The following is a 17,241-nucleotide window of genomic DNA, read 5'->3' as shown; positions in this document are numbered from 1 at the left end:
TGGGCACGCATCCCAGGCCACTGGCCTGAGATGCCCCACCGCGTTCCGTGAAAATTCAGCCGTTCGACGCCGGGCGTGCGTCGCGGTGGGTCGGCCCGCCGCTGTTGTCGCCCGGGTGCAGCAGGATGGTCATCAGGGCCACGGCGTCCTGGTTGGCGCGCACCGCATGCGGCTCGCCGCCGGCCAGGTAGACCATTTCGTTCGGCCGCAGGATGGTGGTACGGCCGTGGGCGTCGAACGCGATCTCTCCTTCCAGGCACAGCAGCGTCATTTCCCCTTCGACCCGGTGCTCGGGCAGCGGCTTCTCTTTCGGCAGCACCAGCCGGATCAGTTCCATATGATCGGTCTTGATCAGTGCGATCGATGTGAAGTTCGCGATGTCGTCTTCGCCCCGCTCAAGTGCGATGCATTCGCCGGATCTTGCATGCTGCAAGGCCATGGTGTTCTCCTTAATTACGCTGTCTCGTCAAATGTCTGCGGCACCCCGCGCAGCCAGTTGACCAGCGCGGTGGCGTCCTTGAAACCTTGCGCGAGCTGGGGCACCAGTTTTTCCGGTGCGTTGACGTCGAGCTTGACCTCGATCCAGACGAAATAGCTCTTGAGCTTCAGGTATTCGACCAGCGGATGGTTCGGGTCGAAGCCTTTCGGCGGACGCTGCAGTTTGTCTTCCGGGTTCAGGTCGCCGTAGGTCTCGCGCAGATGTTTATTCTTCAACATTTTGCTGAAACCTGTCGCATCGTTGACCACGTGTTCGCGGATCGCCTTCAGGCGCGGCGCCGGCGGCAGGTATTCGCCGGCGCCGAACAGCAGGGTGCCRTCGGCTTCGATATGGAAGTAATAGGTCGGGCCGCCGGCTTCGCTGGGACGACGCTTGTCGCCCGGCGCGATGCCGGCCGAGAAATGCGTTTTATATGGCGTCTTGTCGTGCGAAAAGCGGGTATCGCGCTGGAAGCGGAACATCGCCTTCTTCGGATCGCAGGCCGCCACCTGGCGGTCGAACTTCGAGATCTCCCGGATCAGTTGCGTCAGCGTCTCGAGGAACTCGGCGCGCAGGATGTCGTAGCGGGGCTTGTTCCAGAGGAACCAGGGACGGTTGTTGTTGTCCTTGAGTTCGGTAAGGAATTGCGTCAGGTCGTGCAGATGCATAAGTTTTTCTTATTCAACAAAAGGAGTCAGGGGGTCTGGCGCGGGCGGCGGCCGACCGTGACGTCGAGGATGGACTGGCGGTTCTTGCGCATCACCGTCATCTTCGACTTGCCGCCGGGCGGCAGCTCGGCGATCAGGTTCAGCATGTCGTTGGTGCTGGACACCTTCTTGCCGTCCACCGCCAGCAGGATGTCGCCGGGGCGCATGCCGGCGCGGTCGGCCGGGCCGCCGCGCACCACGCCGGCGATGATGGCGCCGCTGTCGCGCCCGAGGCCGAAGCTGTCGGCCAGTTCCGGCGTGATGTCCTGGGATTCGATGCCGATCCAGCCGCGCACCACCTGGCCGTGCTTGACGATGGAATCGAGCACGTTCTTGGCCGTCGAAACGGGAATCGCGAAGCCGATGCCGACCGAGCCGCCGGTCTGGGAATAGATCGCCGAATTGATGCCGAGCAGGTTGCCATGGGTGTCGACCAGGGCGCCGCCCGAGTTGCCGAAGTTGATCGCGGCGTCGGTCTGGATGAAATTCTCGAAGTGGTTGATGTGCAGGTTGTTGCGGCCCAGCGCCGAGATGATGCCGAGGGTGACGGTCTGGCCGACGCCGAAGGGATTGCCGATCGCCAGCACGACGTCGCCGACCCGCGCCGCATTCGTATCGCCCAGCACGATCACCGGCAGCTTGTCCGCCTTGATGCGGATCACGGCGAGATCCGTTTCCGGATCGGTGCCGACGATGCTGGCCGCGGCCTTGCGGCCATCGGCGAGGCCGACCTCGATCTCGTCGGCGCCTTCGACCACGTGGTAATTGGTCAGGATATAGCCGTCGGCGCTGACGATCACGCCCGAGCCCAGGCTGGCCATCTGTTCCTGCGGCGGCAGCTTGTCGCCGAAGAAGCGGCGGAAGAAGGGATCCTTCAGCAGCGGGTGGGTCTCGCGCAGGGCCTTGCTGGTCAGGATATTGACCACCGCCGGCATCGCGCGCGCCGCGGCATCGCGGTAGCTGCCCGGCGCCGCGCCATTGGGCGCCTGCAGCACCGGCACCCCGCGGCCGGGACCGCCGATCCCGACCTGGGTCGGCGCCCGCTGCACCGACAGCGCTCCCAGCCACTCCGGACGCAAGGCCGCGATCACGGCATAGATGCCGAGGACGATCGTGACGGTTTGCGCGAACAGGAGCCAGGTGCGCCGCATGCCAGCTACTTTATCGGCTCTTCAGCGAGTCGCGGATTTCGCGCAGCAGCAGGATTTCTTCCGCGGTGGCGGCCGCTGCCGCCGCTTCTTCCTTGCTGACGAAGGTGCTACGCATCCGGTTCATCAAACGTACCATCTGAAAGATGATGAAGGCCAGGATCAGGAAGTTCAGCAAGACGGTCAGAAAATTACCGTAGGCCAGCACCGCCCCGGCTTTCTTCGCCTCGGCCAGCGGCAGGCCGTAGGCCTGTCCGTTCAAGGGCAAGTAATAACTGGCGAAGTCGAGACCGCCGAAGATCTTGCCGATCGGTGGCATGATCACATCCTGCACCAGCGAATCGACGATTTTCCCGAACGCCCCGCCGATGATCACGCCGACGGCCAGGTCGACGACATTGCCCTTCATCGCGAATTGCTTGAACTCCTGCATCATTCCCATTTACGCCTCCCTTTACGTGTTGGACATCCTCCAATGATGATACCCGAAAGGCCGGGTTGCTCCAGCCCCAGAATGTTCGCTTTGCCCCGGCAAGGCAGACGGGAAAATGCACATTTGGAAGTCATCATGACCGTAAGAACGTTTTTTCTTTAATTTGCAAAACTGTTCACATATAATCGACTGTTGCAATAAAGGTTTTTACCTATTTGCAATCTATTGCATTGCAGCATTTCGCATTTGACGAATGGAGTTGGTATGAGTAATGAGAAGCAGGTCGATACAGGCCGGCGAGGCTTGCTCGTGGCTACATGCGCGGCGGGCGGCGTTGTCGGTGTTTCAACGGCCGGAGTTCTGGTAAGTACTTTCCAGCCTTCGGAGCGAGCGAAGGCGGCCGGCGCGCCGGTCGAGGTGGACATCTCCGACGTCAAGCCTGGCGAACTGAAAGTGGTGGAATGGCGAGGCAAGCCCGTCTGGGTCCTGCGCCGTACCCCTGAAATGCTGGCGAGTCTGCCGAAGAACGACAATCTGGTCGCCGATCCGAAATCGGAAAAGCCGTACCAGATGGAGACGCCTTCCTACGCCAAGAACGAAACCCGGTCGCGCCAGGAGCACAAGGAAGTGCTGGTCGCGGTCGGTATCTGCTCCCACCTGGGCTGCTCGCCCTCTTCCCGCTTTGCCGAAGGTCCGCAGCCGAACCTGCCGGACGACTGGCACGGCGGCTTCCTGTGCCCTTGCCACGGGTCGACCTTCGACCTGGCCGGCCGCGTTTTCAAGAACAAGCCGGCGCCGGCCAATCTCGACGTCCCCCCGTACATGTACCTGTCCGATAACAAGATCCTGATCGGCAAAGACGAGAAAGGCGAGGCATAAGATGGGCGCAGCTTTCAAGGAAACCAAACTCCCGGCCGATGCGCCGAAGAGCCAGAAAGCGCTGGCCTGGGTCGACGACCGCTTCCCCCTGTCGAAGCTGTGGAACGATCAATGGGGCAAGTACTACGCCCCGAAGAACTTCAACGTCTGGTATATCTTCGGCTCGCTGGCCATGCTGGTGCTGGTGCTGCAGATCGTCACCGGCATCTTCCTGACCATGCACTACAAGCCGGACGCCGCCCTGGCCTTCGGTTCGGTCGAATACATCATGCGTGAAGTCCCGTGGGGCTGGCTGGTGCGCTACATGCACTCGACCGGCGCCTCGATGTTCTTCATCGTGGTCTACCTGCACATGACCCGCGCGCTGCTGTACGGTTCCTACCGCAAGCCGCGCGAGCTGATCTGGCTGTTCGGTTTCGCCACCTTCCTGTGCCTGATGGCCGAGGCCTTCTTCGGCTACCTGCTGCCCTGGGGCCAGATGTCGTACTGGGGCGCCCAGGTGATCGTCAACCTGTTCAGCGCCATCCCGCTGATCGGCCCGGACCTGTCGCTGTGGATCCGCGGCGACTACGTGGTGTCGGACGCGACCCTGAACCGCTTCTTCGCCTTCCACGTGATCGCGATCCCGCTGGTCCTGCTGGGCCTGGTGGCCGCCCACCTGATCGCACTGCACGAAGTCGGCTCGAACAACCCGGACGGCATCGAGGTCAAGGAAAACCTCGGCCCGGACGGCCATGGCGTCGACATGATCCCGTCGCACCCCTACTACACCACCAAGGACCTGTTCGGCGTCTCGGTATTCCTGTTCATCTACAGCGCGGTGATCTTCTTCGCGCCTGAAATGGGCGGCTACTTCCTGGAGTACAACAACTTCCTGCCGGCAGACTCGATGAAGACCCCGCCGCACATCGCGCCGACCTGGTACTTCACGCCCTTCTACTCGGTGCTGCGCGCCACCACCTCCGACTTCATGTGGGTCGTGATGGCCGGCGTGGCCGCCTATGTCGTGTTCATCTGGCTGCGTTCGCGCCTGTCGTACAAGACCAAGATGGCCATCACCGCGATCGCCGTGGTACTGGAAATCGGCATGCTGTTCCTGGATGCGAAAGTGTGGGGCGTGGTGCTGTTCGGCTCCTCCGTCGTGATCCTGGCCCTGCTGCCGTGGCTGGACCACTCGCCGGTGAAGTCGATCCGCTACCGCCCCAGCTGGCACAAGTACGTGTACCTGGTGTTCGCCATCGCCTTCGTCGCGCTGGGCTACCTCGGCACCCAGCTGCCGACCCCGGCCTACACCTTGATCGCCCAGGCCTGCACCCTGATCTACTTCAGCTTCTTCCTCCTGATGCCGTGGTGGAGCGCCTCTGGCCGGTTCAAGCCGGTACCGAGCCGCGTGACCTTCACTCCTCATTGACCGCCACGGAAAAGGACAACCATGAATTTTTCGAAGAAGCTGCTCGCGGTCCTTGCCCTGCTGCCGGGATTCGTCTTTGCGAACGAAGGGACCTTCCCGCTGGACCGCGCACCAGAACGCACTGATGTTGCGTCACTGCAGAACGGCGCCAAGCTGTTCGTCAACTACTGCCTGAACTGCCATTCGGCGTCGGCAATGCGCTACAATCGCCTGCGGGACCTGGGCTTGTCTGAAGACCAGATCAAGAACAACCTGCTGTTCTCCGGCGAGAAGGTAGGCGACATGATGACGATCGCGATGCGCCCTGCGGACGCGAAAGCCTGGTTCGGCGCGGTGCCGCCGGACCTGTCGGTGATCACGCGTGCCCGCGCTTCCGGCGCCGGTTCGGGTGCGGACTACCTGTACACCTACCTGCGCACTTTCTACAAGGACGATACCCGCCCCACCGGCTGGAACAATATGGTGGTGCCGAACGTCGCCATGCCGCACGTGCTGTGGCAGCTGCAGGGTGTGCGCACCGCCAAAATGGTCGAGGAAGCCGATCCTCACGAGCACGGCAAGACGGTGCACAAGTTCGCCGGTTTCGAACAGGTCAGCAAGGGCGAGCTCACGCCGCAGGAGTTCGATACCCAGGTGGCCGACCTGGTCGCCTACATGAACTGGATGGCCGAGCCGTCGCAGGACCTGCGCAAGCGGCTGGGCGCAATCGTGTTGCTGTTCCTTGCTGTTTTCGCTTTCCTTGCCTGGAGATTGAACGCTTCTTATTGGAAAGACGTAAAGTGATGTGATTGCCCGGTTATAATGCGGGCAATTATTATCTGGGGTGAGCCGCTCGGCGCTTCACCCCTTTGTTTCTTGAAGGAACTATAAACCATGATGGTTCTCTACTCCGGCACCACGTGCCCGTTCTCCCAGCGCTGCCGCCTGGTCCTGTTCGAAAAGGGCATGGACTTCGAAGTGCGCGACGTGGACCTGTTCAACAAGCCCGAGGACATCTCGACGATGAACCCGTACGGCCAGGTACCGATCCTGGTCGAACGCGAGCTGATCCTGTACGAATCGAACATCATCAACGAGTACATCGACGAGCGCTTCCCGCATCCGCAGCTGATGCCGGCCGACCCACTGATGCGCGCCCGCGCCCGCCTGATGCTGTTCAACTTCGAAAAAGAGCTGTTCGTGCACGTGAACACGCTCGAGAACGAGCGCAGCAAGGTCGGCGACAAGAGCCACGACAAGGCGCGCGCCGAAATCCGCGATCGCCTGACCACCCTGGCTCCGCTGTTCCTGAAGAACAAGTACATGCTGGGCGACGAGTTCTCGATGCTCGACGTCGCCATCGCCCCGCTGCTGTGGCGCCTGGATCACTACGGCATCGAGCTGTCGAAGACCGCCGCCCCGCTGATGAAGTACGCCGAGCGTATCTTCTCGCGTCCGGCCTACATCGAAGCGCTGACGCCGTCCGAAAAGGTCATGCGCCGCTAAGCGCCTACGGCGCTTTCGAGCTTCGTCCGGCACACCGGACACCGTTGCACGCCAGTTTTCGACGCCTTGTGGCGAATCGGATTACACTGGCGTGTAACAACTTGTAAGCAAATAGATCCTGAACATGCCAGACATCTCCACCAAGCCATATCTGCTGCGCGCCATCTACGAATGGTGCACGGACAGCGGCTACACGCCTTACCTGGCGGTCAAGGTCGACGCCGCCACCACGGTTCCGATGGAATACGTGAAGAAAGGCGAGATCATCCTCAACATCAGCTACGGCGCAACCTCCGGGCTGAAGATGGACAACGACGCAATCACCTTCCGGGCACGCTTCAACGGCGTCTCGCGCGAACTCTATATTCCGGTGCAAAACGTGCTGGCGATCTACGCCAACGAAAACGGCCAAGGCATGGCCTTCGATGTCAGCACCACCGCGGCCGACATGGCGCCGCCGGCATCTGCCCCTTCTTCCGAAGCAGCCGCCGCACCGGGACCGGGGCTGTCCGCCGTGCCGGGCAAGACGTCCAGCGCGCCGAGCGCCGAGGTGTCGCATCTTCCCGACGGCGACAATGAGCCTCCCAAAAAAGGTGGCCGTCCGACGTTGACCAGGATCAAATAAGGGTATAATCCTGGCCACATTGCCGGCTTAGCTCATCAGGTAGAGCAGTTGATTTGTAATCATCAGGTGGCGGGTTCGAGTCCTGCAGCCGGCACCAGAACACAGCAATAAAAGAATGCCTTACGTGTCGATCACGTAAGGCATTTTCTTTTACAGCAGCGCCAACGCGGGCATCCCCTCCTTGCCCAACCAGGTCGTCTCGAAACGCCGCCGCACCAGCCGCAGCGACACCTCGTCCCCGCGCTGCCGATACACCTCCATCAGCCCCCGCAGCGCCCAGCCATTGCTCGGCGTACGCGCCAGTGCCGACCGGAACACCGTCTCGGCCTCATCGACCCGACCGGAACGCAGCAGCGCCACGCCCAGCGACTGCCGCGTCGGGTAGTACCAGTACGGCGGCTCCATATAAGGCAGGCTGTCCTGCGCCGCTACGGCTTCGCGATAGGAGGCCAATGCCAGCGGAACATCACGCGTCGCGTCGGCCAGGCGGCCGGTGGCGACGTAACGGGCGGTCCTGACGATATCCTTGGCCGGCACGTTCCAGTCCGTGAAAGGCTTGAAGTCGGTCGTGCGCTCGATCGCCGTCAACGCGTCGATTTCGCGCCGGGCATCGACGGCCATGCCTTTGCGCGCGTAGCCGACGGCGCGCGCGTAGTGCCACATCGCCTTCACCAGTACCAGGTCTGGCCCAGGATCCGGCAAGGCGATGAGCGTGTCCGGATCGCTGAACTGCACGTAAGAGAAATACGGTGCGGCCTTCACCGGCTGGATCGGGGGGAACTGCGCGACCAGTTCGTGCGGCAGCGACTTGTCCAGCTTGTCCGCCGCCGCGATGGCGGTCTTGCCATCGCCGCCCATCAGCGCCGATACCATCACGAAGTGGATGTTGTGCGGATAGTAGGCGCCCTTGTAGACCGGGTCGCTGGCGGAGCGGCCAAAGTAGCGTTCGTCGGTGGCGACGGCGTCGATATTGGCTGCCAGCGATTCCTTGTACATGCCGAGCCGATAGTAGATGTGCGAGGGCATGTGCACGATGTGGCCGGCGCCGGGAATCTGCTTCGCCAGCAGGCGCGCATAGGGCAAGGCGCGCTCCGGGCTCGACGATGCTTCGACCGCGTGGATGTAGTAGTGGGCGGCGCCAGGGTGACTGGAATTGCGCGCCAGGACCGTCTCGAGGGCCGCGATCATCTCGGCGGTCCTGCCCTTGGGCCGGGTACCGCCGGCCTGCCAATAATCCCAGGGCGACAGGTCCATCAGCGATTCCGCGTACAGGACCTGGATGGTGTCGTCGGCCGGCCAGGCGCGTGCCGCCTCTCGCATGGCGTCTGCATAAGCCTTGTCGAGATGAGCGCGGTCGTCGACCGGCGCATCGGCATAGCGCTGGGCGACGGCGCGGATCAGCGCCTGCTCATGCGGCCTGGCATGGCCTGCCAGCTGCAGGGCGCGCGAGGCCGCGGCATGGGCCGGCGCGACCGCCTCCGGAAACATCGGCGCATTGATGTTCGGACCGAGCGCCAGCGCTTCGCCCCAGTAGCACATCGCGCAGCCCGGATCGATGCGCGATGCGGCGCGGAAGGCGCGCACGGCCTCGGCATGGTTGAAGGCGAACATCAGGCGCATGCCCTGGTCAAAATAGGCTTGGGCCCGCGGGCTGGCGGCGCTGACCGGCACGTGCAGCTTGCCGAGATTCCCGTACAGCGGCGGCATCGAGCTGTCGCGCACGGCCGGCAATTGCTGGCCAGGCTGGAAAGGACGGGTCTCGGTCGGGTAGGGTTGCTGAGGCGGCTGCTGGGCCTGCAGCAGGCTGACCAGCAGCACGGGACGCCCGGGCGGGGCTTGTGTGCAGTTCGCAACGCCGGCGAACAGGGGATCAAAGTCCGGACGTTCGGCGGATGTTGGCGCCAGGACAGGCAGCAAGGTGGCGCCGACGCCGACGCCGACGCCGGCGAGCATGGCGGCAAACTGGTGCTTTCGCATGATCCACTCCCGTCAGAGAAAAACCTTGCGCGCGGCCCGAAGGACGGACTTGGAGTACTGTCCCCGCAATCGGCCAACATAAGGAGAATAGCAATGCTGACGCAGAAAACCAAGGACACCGTCAAAGCCACCGCCCCTGTCCTTGCGGCCCACGGCTACGACATCATCAAGCATTTCTACCGCAGCCTGCTCGGCACCCATCCGGAACTGAAGAACGTCTTCAACATGCGCCACCAGGAGCGTGGACAGCAGCAGCAGGCGCTGGCGCGGGCGGTGTATGCGTATGCGGCCAACATCGAGGATCCGAGCTGCCTGGCGGCGGTGCTGGAAGGCATCGCCAACAAGCACGCCAGCCTGGGCGTGAAGCCGGAGCAGTATCCGGTTGTCGGCGAGCATCTGCTGGGGTCGATCAAGGCCGTGCTGGGCGACGCCGCGACCGAGGACATCATCTCGGCCTGGGCCCAGGCCTACGGCAACCTGGCCGACATCCTGATGGGACGCGAGGCCGAATTGCGCGAGCAGCGGGCAGATACGCCGGGCGGCTGGACGGGATGGCGGGAGTTCGTCGTCAGGGCCAAACAGCCGGAGAGCGATGTCATCACCTCCTTCGTGCTGGAGCCGGCCGACGGCCAGCCGGTCGTGAATTTCGAGCCGGGACAATACATCAGCGTGGCGGTGCAGGTGCCGCGCCTGGGCTTGCAGCAGATCCGCCAGTACAGCCTGTCCGACGCGCCGAACGGACGCAGCTACCGCATCTCGGTCAAGCGCGAAGGCGGGCCGGATCCGGCCTCGGAAGGCTATGTGTCGACCCTGCTGCACGACCATGTGCAGGTGGGGGACAGCGTACTGCTGGCGCCGCCCTACGGGAATTTTTTCGTCGACGTGAACGCGACCACGCCCGTGGTCCTGATCAGCGGCGGGGTCGGGCTGACGCCGATGATCAGCATGCTGAACCGCGTGCTGCAGTCGCCGGGCCGCGAGATCGTGTTCGTGCACGGCGCCCGCAACAGCGCGGTGCATGCGATGAAGGACCATCTGCGCGCGACGGCCCTGCGGCATCCGAACTTCAGGACCTTCACCTTCTATAACGAGCCGCTGCCGCAGGATCAGGCCGGCCGGGACTTCGATTTTCCGGGACTGGTCGATATCGACCGGATCGCCAGCGCCATCCTGCTGCCGGATGCCGACTATTACATCTGCGGCCCGATCCCTTTCATGCGCCTGCAGCACGATGCGCTGATCGCGCGCGGGATCAGGGAGACCCGCGTGCACTACGAAGTCTTCGGCCCCGACCTGTTCGCGGAATAAGAGCGTCTCAGCGCGGCGCGACCGTGCAGCAGTCGACCCCGTCGCGCCTGCCGAAACCGAAGCGCACCGGCAGGAACAGCTCGATCACCCCGGCATTGGTGCGCGCATGCATGGACACCTCGTCCACCGTGAAGCCGCCGCCCGCCAGCGCCAGCGGCAGCATCAGCTGGTCGCCCAGGTATTCCGCGACCGCGGCGTTCGAGGACAGATACTGGCGCGCGCGCTGCACCACCTGGCGGGCGACGTTCTCGGCCGAGACGGATTTTTCGCCGAAGGCCGTGAATACCTCGGTCGTGTGCGCGTAGTCGAAGGTCAGCATCAGGGCATTGCCCGGTCCCTGCTCCGCCGGCAGGCTGCGGTTCAGGAGCTGGTCCTCGCCCCAGTTCATGGCCTTGCCGACGCACTCCAGCTCGCGCTGCGCGACCCGCCCCGGGATGCCGGCGATGAAGCATTCGGCATACGCGGCCCGGCGCTCGCCGCGCTCCATCCATTCGTGCGGACGCAGTTGCGCGCAGGGGCTGACGCTGGCGACCACCTCGCCGCCGCCGGCCGGATAGAAACCGAAGCGTTCCAGCCGCACGTCGATCCGCGCGCCCATCTCGGCCATGGCGCGGCAATAGGCGCGCTGCAGGAACTGGACCGGCGGCGCCATCGGATTATGGGTGCCGCCCGACAGCCTCAGGGTCGAGGGCCGTTCGGCCGTGAGCAGCGCCGGCAGCACGGTCTGCAGCACCAGGGTGCAGCTGCCGGCGGTGCCGATCGCGAAGCGGTAGTCGCCGCCCTGGACTTTATCGGGGACGAACTCCAGCTCCTGGCTGCCGACCGACGCGCCCTTGACCTCGGCGCCGCAGATCCGGCTGGCGGCCTGCACCGCCACCAGGTGCTGGCGCATCAGGCCGGGCTTGGCGCGCCGCGCACGGATGTTCCGGATGCGGAAGGGCCGGCCGGTGATCATCGCCAAGGTCAGCGCGCTGCGCAGGATCTGGCCGCCGCCTTCGCCCGTCGATCCATCCAGTTCGATCATGTTCATCCTTTCACGCACACGACCTGCTTCAGCGTGTGCACCACTTCGACCAGGTCGCTCTGCGCCTGCATCACGGCGTCGATGTTCTTGTAGGCCATCGGGATCTCGTCGATCACGCCTTCGTCCTTGCGGCACTCGACGCCTTCGGTCGCCTTGACCTGGTCGTCCACCGAATAGCGGCGCTTGGCTTCGGTGCGGCTCATGGTGCGGCCTGCGCCGTGGCTGCAGCTGTTGAAACTCTCCGGATTACCCTTGCCGCGCACGATATAGCTCTTCGCCCCCATCGAGCCCGGAATGATGCCGAGCTCCCCTTCGCGCGCCGATACGGCGCCCTTGCGGGTCACCAGCACATCCTTGCCGAAGTGGTGCTCCTTCTGCACGTAGTTGTGGTGGCAGTTCACCGCTTCCACGTGGGTCTCGAAGGGTTTCGTGATCACCGTGCGTACCGCCGCGATCAGGTTCCGCATCATCACTTCACGGTTCATGCGGGCGAATTTCTGGGCCCAGCCGACCGCTTCGATGTAGTCGTCGTAGTGCCGCGTCCCCTCCGGCAGATAGGCCAGGTCCTGGTCCGGCAGGTTGATGAAGTGGGTCCGCATGTCCTGCTTGGCCTGCTCGATGAAGTGGGTGCCGATCGCATTGCCGACGCCGCGCGAGCCCGAGTGCAGCATGAACCAGACGAAGCCCTGCTCGTCGAGGCAGATCTCGATGAAGTGGTTACCGGTTCCGAGCGTTCCCAGGTGCTTGTAGTTGTTCGTGTTGCGCAGCCGCGGCGTCTTCTGGCAGATGACGTCGAATTCGTCCTTCAGTGCCATCCAGGCCGTGTCGACGGCTTGCGGCGGCGAATCCCACGAGCCCTTGTCGCGTCCCTTGAAGCCGCGCGTCTTGGGCGACATCCCGTGCGGCACCGAGCGCTCGATCGCGCTGCGCAGCTGCCCGAGCTTGTCCGGCAGGTCGTTGGCGCTGAGCGTGGTTTTGGCGGCCATCATGCCGCAGCCGATGTCGACCCCGACCGCGGCCGGGATGATCGCGCCCAGTGTCGGGATCACGCTGCCGATGGTCGATCCCTTGCCCAGGTGGACGTCGGGCATCGCCGCCATGTGCTTGTAGATGAAGGGCATGCGCGCCGTGTTCGCCAGCTGGCGCTTGGCTTCTTCCTCGACCGGCACGCCGCGGGTCCACATCTTGACCGGACGGCCCCCTTCTACGTTCAGGACATCGTAGTGTTCGGTTTTCATCTCATTTCTTCCTGTTCATCGTCGCTCGCCCCGCTGATCCCGATGTCGGGATCGGGATCTCCAGGGCTTCAAACAGGTATATGGGGTGTTGTCCGAGTATGCGAAGGCCTATCCCTCGATTTGGACAATGGAGAGAACTGCAGGGCCAAGAATCCTGCGCTTCATACCGCCGATGCTGCAGTCTGTCGCAATCCGCGGTTTCTCCCGGTTTCCCGAGCCTATAGTGGATTCATCGGCAAACCAACTGGAGAATACGTCATGAACAAACTGCTCGGCACCGCATTCCTGGCCACCGCTTTCTCGATCGGGACGCATGCCGCCTGGGCGGACGACATCGTGCGCGAAAACCGTCCGGTCGACGCCAGGGTCTCGAAGATCCACCTGGGAGGCATCGTCCGCCTGAACGTGCGCCAGGGGCCGACGGCGTCGCTGGTGGTGTCGGGCGACCGCCGTTACGTCTCGAAGATCACGACCACCCAGCGCGGCGATACCCTGTCGATCGATACCGAAAGCGGCAATCACGTGAACTTCGGGCGCAATTCGGGCGAGCTGCGCGCCGACCTGACGGTGCCGAACCTGCAGGAATTCGTCTCGGAGGGCGTGGGCCAGAGCGAGGTCTCGGGCTTCAGCGGCGACAGGCTGGTGGTGTCGCTGGACGGCGCGGGCGCGGTCAAGGTCAGCGGCCAGTACCGCGACATCGATGCCCGCCTGGGCGGCGTCGGCGGCCTGACACTCAACACCACGGGCCAGGCCGACCGTATCGAGGTCAAGCTCGGCGGCGCCGGCCAGATCAGCGTGAGCGGCCAGACCAAGGTGCTCCGCGCCCACCTGGGCGGCGTCGGCAGCCTCGACGCCCAGCAGCTGCGCGCCKATTCGGTCGACCTGGACATGTCCGGCCTGGGCGGCGCCAGCGTGTTCGCCAGGACCGCCGCCAACGTCAACCTGAACGGCATGGGTTCGGCCACCGTCTACGGCAAGCCGGCGACGCGCAACGCCACCACGAATGGCTTCGGGAAGGTGAGCTGGCAGTAAGCGCCGGCTTGCCGGTGGGCTTAGCGGATCACCGTATCGTTCTTCACGGATTTCACGCCCTTCACGCCGCGCGCCAGTTCGACGGCGCGCTGGGCGCTTTCGCGCGAGTCGACGAAGCCGCTCAGCTGGACCGTACCCTTGAAGGTTTCCACCTGAACCTGGGTCGCCTTGACGGTCGGATCGGCGGCAAACGCAGCCTTCACCTTGCCGGTAATGACGGAGTCGTCGATGTATTCGCCAGTGCCTTCACGGGTGGGGGTCGGGGCGCAGGCGACGACCGATACCAGCAGGGTGCCGGCGATGACGGATTGGGCGATAGCGGACTGGAAGCGACGAGTAAAAGCCATGGCAATTCTCCCGAATGATTGAGATTTTTATTATTCCCAATTTCGGTTTAGCCTGTCGCCCGATACTGTTGTGAAAACGGCACCATATGCCTCAAGGGGCGCCGGCGCCGCTTCCCTGCCCTGCCGGCACGGCGTTCGAACGGCTGGCAATCAAGCCGGCCGACAGGTCGCGGCCGATCACCAGCCGCAGGTTGGCGCGGCCGCCCATGCCAACCTCCACCGGCCTGGCGCCGAAGCGCCCGGCCAGCCGCTCGGCCACGCCGCGGAAGGCCGGCTGGTATTCGATACGGGTCTGGCGCACCGCGAAGCCTTTCTCATTGGTCAGCCGCACCACTTTCAGGTCCGGATCGCGCAGCTGGCGCGACATCAGCTTTGCAAGACCCTGGCGCCCGTTGCCGTTGCAGATCTCGAGCGCCGCGACCACGGGCAGGTTCCGGTCCGTCTTCGGCGCCAGCGGCGTAGCCGGCAGCGCCGGTGCGGCCGGCACCGCGCCGCGGGACGGGACCACGCGGCGCAGCTCGAGCATGCCGTTCGGTTTGGTGGCGACTTCGACGAAGGCCCAGTCCTGGTCGGGACGATGGGTCGTCTTGACCGCCTGTTCGATCGCCGGCAGCCTGGCGCCGCCATCGGCAGCGGCGTAATCGGCGCGGAAATCGTGCTCGCGCAGGGCGCCGGCCTGGCGCAGCATCTGCTTTGCGCGCTCGTCCTGGCCAAGCTGCTGCAGGGTCTCGCCGAGGCGCTGCCAGGTGCGGTGGCTCAGCGGGTCGAGCAGGCAGGCCTTTTCCAGCGCGACCAGGGCTTCGTCGTACTGGCCGTTGAGGAAATAGGCATGGCCCAGGTTCCCGAACAGGAAGGCGGTGGCGGTGCCCGAGGCCATGGTGGCGCCGCGCGTCAGGTCGCGCCAGATCGGGATCGCCTTCGCGAAATCGCGCTGTTCGGCGTAGGCGATCGCCAGGCCGTTGCGCGCGTTCACATGGCTCGCATCGGACTTCAGCGCCGCCTGGTAGGCCGCGATGGCTTCGTCGTAGCGGCGCGCAAGATGCAGGTTGCGCCCGCGCACGTACTGCTCGTCGGCGGCGGCAACCGCCTCTGACGCCGTCTCCTGCCGCATGTAGGGACTGCTGCAGGCCAGCAGCATCGCGCCGCAGCACAGCAAGGGCAAGGTATGGGTCAGGATTCGGGTACGCATGACGATCTCCGCGAAAAATCAGTGACTGAGGACGGTGCTGAATGTGCGCGTGAGCTGGATCACGGCGGGGCCGAGCAGGACCATCAGCAAGGTCGGGAAAATGCAGAAGATGAGCGGGAACAGCAGCTTCAAGCCGATCTTGGCGGCCGCTTCCTCGGCGATCACGCGGCGCTTGTTGCGCAGATTCTCCGAATACACGCGCAAGGCGTCGCCGATGCTGGTACCAAAACGCTCCGACTGGATCAGCATGGCGACCAGCGAATCGACGTCGTCCAGGCCGACCCGCAAGGCGAAGTTGCGCAGGCTTTTTTCCTTGCTGAAGCCGGCGCGCATCTCCATCAGCACCAGTTGCAGCTCCTGCGCCAGCGTCACGCTCTTGATGTGGATTTCGGCGGCGACCTTCACCAGCGCCCGCTCCAGGCTCAGGCCCGCTTCCACGCAGACGGTGAGCAGGTCCAGCGCATCCGGAATCGTCTCGAAGATCTCGCGCTTGCGGCGCTGGACCACGCGCGCCAGGACCGCGTTCGGCAGGTAGTATCCGCAGGATGCCGCCAGCAGCAGCAGGAACATGATCCGGGTGCCGCTCGGGCTAGCCGGCATGATCGCGATCGCGATGCCGGCCAGCGCGGGCAGGGTCAGGGCCAGCACGGTCTTCGAGGCGAAGTACAGCGTCGGCGCCGCCGGGTTGCGCCAGCCGGCATTCATGAAGCGGGCGCGCAGGGCCGACTTTTCCCAGCCCTCGTCCGGGATCGACAGCTTGGTCAGCGGGCGCACGGCGCGCACCACCCGCTCCATCCAGCCGCTGCGGCGGTCTGCGCCGTCGTCCGGACGGCCCGTCGATTCCGCCAGGCGGGCACGCAAGGCCTGCGGCGCGAACAGCATCATGCCCAGCCATACCAGGCCGCAGGCGATCGCGAACACGATCAGCAGAAACATCAACTGTGCACTCGTCATCGATGCCTCCTCAGATGCGGATACGGATTACCTTGCGCAGCCATATCACGCCGAAAATGATCATCACCAGCGCATACCAGAGCAGCCGGATGCCGGCCGGGTCGGTCCACAGCGGCTTGATGTAATCCGGATTGATCAGGAGCAGCACGGCGGCCACGCCGAACGGCAGCAGTCCCAGGATCCAGGCCGACATCCTGCCTTCGGCCGACAGCACCCGAACCTGGGCCGCCAGCTTCAGGCGGCCGCGGATGATCTGGCTGATGTTGCCGAGGATTTCAGCCAGGTTGCCGCCGGACTCGCGCTGGATCAGCACCGCGATGATCAGGTAGCGCAGGTCGGTCAGCGGGATACGCGCCGCCATGTTGTGCAGCGCTTCGCTCATCGGCACGCCGTAGTTGATCTCTTCGCGCGCGATGCGGAACTCGCCGCTGAGCGGCTCCGACAGCTCGTTGCCGACGATTTGCAGCACGTTGGTGAACGAATGGCCGGCACGCAGCGCGCGGGCGATGAAGTCGGCCGCTTCCGGCAGCTGTTCCTCGATGCGGGCCAGGCGCCGTACGCGGGCGCGCCGCACCAGCGTCAGCGGCACCAGCGCGAACAGCAGCGCCACGCCGACCTGCAGCGGCAGCGGCATGGGCCATTGCGCGACCAGGAAGACGCCCGCCAGCAGCGCGGCGCCGGAGCACAGCAGGAAAGACTCGACCGACCACTTCTTCCCGGATTGCAGCAGCAACTGGTCGATCCGGTGGGCGAGCGCGGCACGGTGCAGCAGGCGGTCGGCGAGGTCATGGCGGCTGAAGCGGCGTTGCTTCAGGATCGATATGCGTTCGCCGGTACGGCCGGCGCCGCCGGACATCAGCTGAAGGCGGCGCGCCACCCGCTGCGCCGCTGCGCCGTGGGCGCCGACCCACCACAGGTACACGCCTTCGATGCCGAGAATGATGGCAGCGAACAGGAACACCACGAAAGCATAAAAGAGGATGTCCATGCGAGGCTCCGTGAGCAC

At 64.4% G+C, this 17,241-nt stretch carries 18 protein-coding genes and 1 tRNA gene; 8 read left to right on the top strand and 11 right to left on the bottom strand.

Translation table 11 applies throughout. The features are described 5' to 3' along the window. Window positions 1-55 precede the first annotated feature (55 nt). From AC1DIX_RS03760 to mscL, 4 genes are read right to left on the bottom strand one after another with little or no spacing between them, the layout of a single operon-like run. Window positions 56-439 (bottom strand): cupin domain-containing protein, encoded by a 384-nt coding sequence (locus AC1DIX_RS03760; RefSeq protein WP_442122971.1) that lies wholly within the window; start codon window positions 437-439, stop codon window positions 56-58. Window positions 440-453: 14 nt separating this feature from the next. After that, complete coding sequence (locus AC1DIX_RS03755; RefSeq protein WP_477322112.1) at window positions 454-1,146, bottom strand: DUF2461 domain-containing protein; 693 nt, start codon at window positions 1,144-1,146, stop codon at window positions 454-456. Window positions 1,147-1,172: 26 nt separating this feature from the next. Beyond that, window positions 1,173-2,336, bottom strand: coding sequence for a Do family serine endopeptidase (locus tag AC1DIX_RS03750; RefSeq protein WP_477322110.1), 1,164 nt, complete (start codon window positions 2,334-2,336; stop codon window positions 1,173-1,175). A 10-nt stretch (window positions 2,337-2,346) separates the two neighbouring features. Then, a complete protein-coding gene (gene mscL, locus AC1DIX_RS03745) occupies window positions 2,347-2,775 on the bottom strand; it encodes a large conductance mechanosensitive channel protein MscL (protein WP_442122968.1) in 429 nt (142 codons plus the stop codon). A gap of 255 nt (window positions 2,776-3,030) precedes the next feature. Between mscL and petA the strand changes: the two genes are divergently transcribed. From petA to AC1DIX_RS03715, 6 genes are all read left to right on the top strand, one after another. Continuing rightward, window positions 3,031-3,645, top strand: coding sequence for a ubiquinol-cytochrome c reductase iron-sulfur subunit (petA, locus tag AC1DIX_RS03740; RefSeq protein ID WP_442122967.1), 615 nt, complete (start codon window positions 3,031-3,033; stop codon window positions 3,643-3,645). A 1-nt stretch (window position 3,646) separates the two neighbouring features. Further along, a complete protein-coding gene (locus AC1DIX_RS03735) occupies window positions 3,647-5,056 on the top strand; it encodes a cytochrome b (protein ID WP_442122966.1) in 1,410 nt (469 codons plus the stop codon). A 21-nt stretch (window positions 5,057-5,077) separates the two neighbouring features. After that, window positions 5,078-5,839 carry a cytochrome c1 gene (locus AC1DIX_RS03730; protein ID WP_442122965.1) on the top strand — a complete coding sequence of 254 codons (762 nt, stop codon included), beginning with the start codon at window positions 5,078-5,080 and terminating at the stop codon, window positions 5,837-5,839. 90 nt (window positions 5,840-5,929) lie between these two features. Next, window positions 5,930-6,541 carry a glutathione S-transferase N-terminal domain-containing protein gene (locus AC1DIX_RS03725; RefSeq protein WP_052234221.1) on the top strand — a complete coding sequence of 204 codons (612 nt, stop codon included), beginning with the start codon at window positions 5,930-5,932 and terminating at the stop codon, window positions 6,539-6,541. Window positions 6,542-6,665: 124 nt separating this feature from the next. Further along, window positions 6,666-7,166, top strand: coding sequence for a ClpXP protease specificity-enhancing factor (locus AC1DIX_RS03720; protein ID WP_442122964.1), 501 nt, complete (start codon window positions 6,666-6,668; stop codon window positions 7,164-7,166). Window positions 7,167-7,187: 21 nt separating this feature from the next. Continuing rightward, window positions 7,188-7,263 (top strand) — tRNA-Thr (locus tag AC1DIX_RS03715). Window positions 7,264-7,316: 53 nt separating this feature from the next. On the opposite strand, the gene AC1DIX_RS03710 is transcribed toward AC1DIX_RS03715, so the two are convergent. Then, window positions 7,317-9,143, bottom strand: coding sequence for a tetratricopeptide repeat protein (locus tag AC1DIX_RS03710; RefSeq protein ID WP_477322108.1), 1,827 nt, complete (start codon window positions 9,141-9,143; stop codon window positions 7,317-7,319). A 93-nt stretch (window positions 9,144-9,236) separates the two neighbouring features. Here AC1DIX_RS03710 and hmpA point away from each other — a divergent pair, with 93 nt between their 5' ends. Then, entirely contained in the window at window positions 9,237-10,451 is a 1,215-nt protein-coding gene (gene hmpA, locus AC1DIX_RS03705; RefSeq protein WP_477322106.1) for an NO-inducible flavohemoprotein, read from the top strand. Window positions 10,452-10,458: 7 nt separating this feature from the next. Here the strand turns inward: hmpA and rtcA are convergent, their stop codons facing one another. Together rtcA and AC1DIX_RS03695 are read right to left on the bottom strand one after the other, a co-directional pair. Further along, on the bottom strand, window positions 10,459-11,475 hold the full coding sequence (gene rtcA / locus AC1DIX_RS03700; RefSeq protein WP_477322104.1) for an RNA 3'-terminal phosphate cyclase: 1,017 nt from the start codon (window positions 11,473-11,475) through the stop codon (window positions 10,459-10,461). A gap of 2 nt (window positions 11,476-11,477) precedes the next feature. Further along, window positions 11,478-12,713 carry an RtcB family protein gene (locus tag AC1DIX_RS03695; protein ID WP_477322102.1) on the bottom strand — a complete coding sequence of 412 codons (1,236 nt, stop codon included), beginning with the start codon at window positions 12,711-12,713 and terminating at the stop codon, window positions 11,478-11,480. 258 nt (window positions 12,714-12,971) lie between these two features. Between AC1DIX_RS03695 and AC1DIX_RS03690 the strand changes: the two genes are divergently transcribed. Next, window positions 12,972-13,745: a GIN domain-containing protein gene (locus tag AC1DIX_RS03690; protein WP_477322100.1), complete on the top strand. Its 774-nt coding sequence runs from the start codon at window positions 12,972-12,974 to the stop codon at window positions 13,743-13,745. A gap of 20 nt (window positions 13,746-13,765) precedes the next feature. Here the strand turns inward: AC1DIX_RS03690 and AC1DIX_RS03685 are convergent, their stop codons facing one another. The 4 genes from AC1DIX_RS03685 to AC1DIX_RS03670 form a co-directional block, all read right to left on the bottom strand. Further along, window positions 13,766-14,092 carry a BON domain-containing protein gene (locus AC1DIX_RS03685; protein WP_442122958.1) on the bottom strand — a complete coding sequence of 109 codons (327 nt, stop codon included), beginning with the start codon at window positions 14,090-14,092 and terminating at the stop codon, window positions 13,766-13,768. Window positions 14,093-14,183: 91 nt separating this feature from the next. Next, window positions 14,184-15,281, bottom strand: coding sequence for a LytR C-terminal domain-containing protein (locus tag AC1DIX_RS03680; protein WP_477322098.1), 1,098 nt, complete (start codon window positions 15,279-15,281; stop codon window positions 14,184-14,186). A gap of 18 nt (window positions 15,282-15,299) precedes the next feature. Further along, entirely contained in the window at window positions 15,300-16,235 is a 936-nt protein-coding gene (locus tag AC1DIX_RS03675) for a type II secretion system F family protein (RefSeq protein ID WP_477252359.1), read from the bottom strand. Between the two features lie 10 nt (window positions 16,236-16,245). Further along, complete coding sequence (locus AC1DIX_RS03670; RefSeq protein WP_477322096.1) at window positions 16,246-17,223, bottom strand: type II secretion system F family protein; 978 nt, start codon at window positions 17,221-17,223, stop codon at window positions 16,246-16,248. Window positions 17,224-17,241: the final 18 nt, after the last annotated feature.

The organism is Massilia sp. 05N420 (assembly GCF_056397205.1).
The sequence above is the reverse complement of the archived record's forward strand: the minus strand, read 5'-3'. Positions and strand labels throughout refer to the sequence as shown.

Excerpts from the sequence above, each read along its gene's own strand:
- mscL (WP_442122968.1), bottom strand. The coding sequence starts at position 2,775 with ATGGGAATGATGCAGGAGTTCAAGCAATTCGCGATGAAGGGCAATGTC.
- AC1DIX_RS03720 (WP_442122964.1), top strand. The coding sequence starts at position 6,666 with ATGCCAGACATCTCCACCAAGCCATATCTGCTGCGCGCCATCTACGAA.
- hmpA (WP_477322106.1), top strand. The coding sequence starts at position 9,237 with ATGCTGACGCAGAAAACCAAGGACACCGTCAAAGCCACCGCCCCTGTC.
- AC1DIX_RS03730 (WP_442122965.1), top strand. The coding sequence starts at position 5,078 with ATGAATTTTTCGAAGAAGCTGCTCGCGGTCCTTGCCCTGCTGCCGGGA.
- AC1DIX_RS03725 (WP_052234221.1), top strand. The coding sequence starts at position 5,930 with ATGATGGTTCTCTACTCCGGCACCACGTGCCCGTTCTCCCAGCGCTGC.
- rtcA (WP_477322104.1), bottom strand. The coding sequence starts at position 11,475 with ATGATCGAACTGGATGGATCGACGGGCGAAGGCGGCGGCCAGATCCTG.
- AC1DIX_RS03760 (WP_442122971.1), bottom strand. The coding sequence starts at position 439 with ATGGCCTTGCAGCATGCAAGATCCGGCGAATGCATCGCACTTGAGCGG.
- AC1DIX_RS03670 (WP_477322096.1), bottom strand. The coding sequence starts at position 17,223 with ATGGACATCCTCTTTTATGCTTTCGTGGTGTTCCTGTTCGCTGCCATC.
- AC1DIX_RS03750 (WP_477322110.1), bottom strand. The coding sequence starts at position 2,336 with ATGCGGCGCACCTGGCTCCTGTTCGCGCAAACCGTCACGATCGTCCTC.
- AC1DIX_RS03680 (WP_477322098.1), bottom strand. The coding sequence starts at position 15,281 with ATGCGTACCCGAATCCTGACCCATACCTTGCCCTTGCTGTGCTGCGGC.
- AC1DIX_RS03675 (WP_477252359.1), bottom strand. The coding sequence starts at position 16,235 with ATGACGAGTGCACAGTTGATGTTTCTGCTGATCGTGTTCGCGATCGCC.
- AC1DIX_RS03710 (WP_477322108.1), bottom strand. The coding sequence starts at position 9,143 with ATGCGAAAGCACCAGTTTGCCGCCATGCTCGCCGGCGTCGGCGTCGGC.
- petA (WP_442122967.1), top strand. The coding sequence starts at position 3,031 with ATGAGTAATGAGAAGCAGGTCGATACAGGCCGGCGAGGCTTGCTCGTG.
- AC1DIX_RS03695 (WP_477322102.1), bottom strand. The coding sequence starts at position 12,713 with ATGAAAACCGAACACTACGATGTCCTGAACGTAGAAGGGGGCCGTCCG.
- AC1DIX_RS03735 (WP_442122966.1), top strand. The coding sequence starts at position 3,647 with ATGGGCGCAGCTTTCAAGGAAACCAAACTCCCGGCCGATGCGCCGAAG.
- AC1DIX_RS03685 (WP_442122958.1), bottom strand. The coding sequence starts at position 14,092 with ATGGCTTTTACTCGTCGCTTCCAGTCCGCTATCGCCCAATCCGTCATC.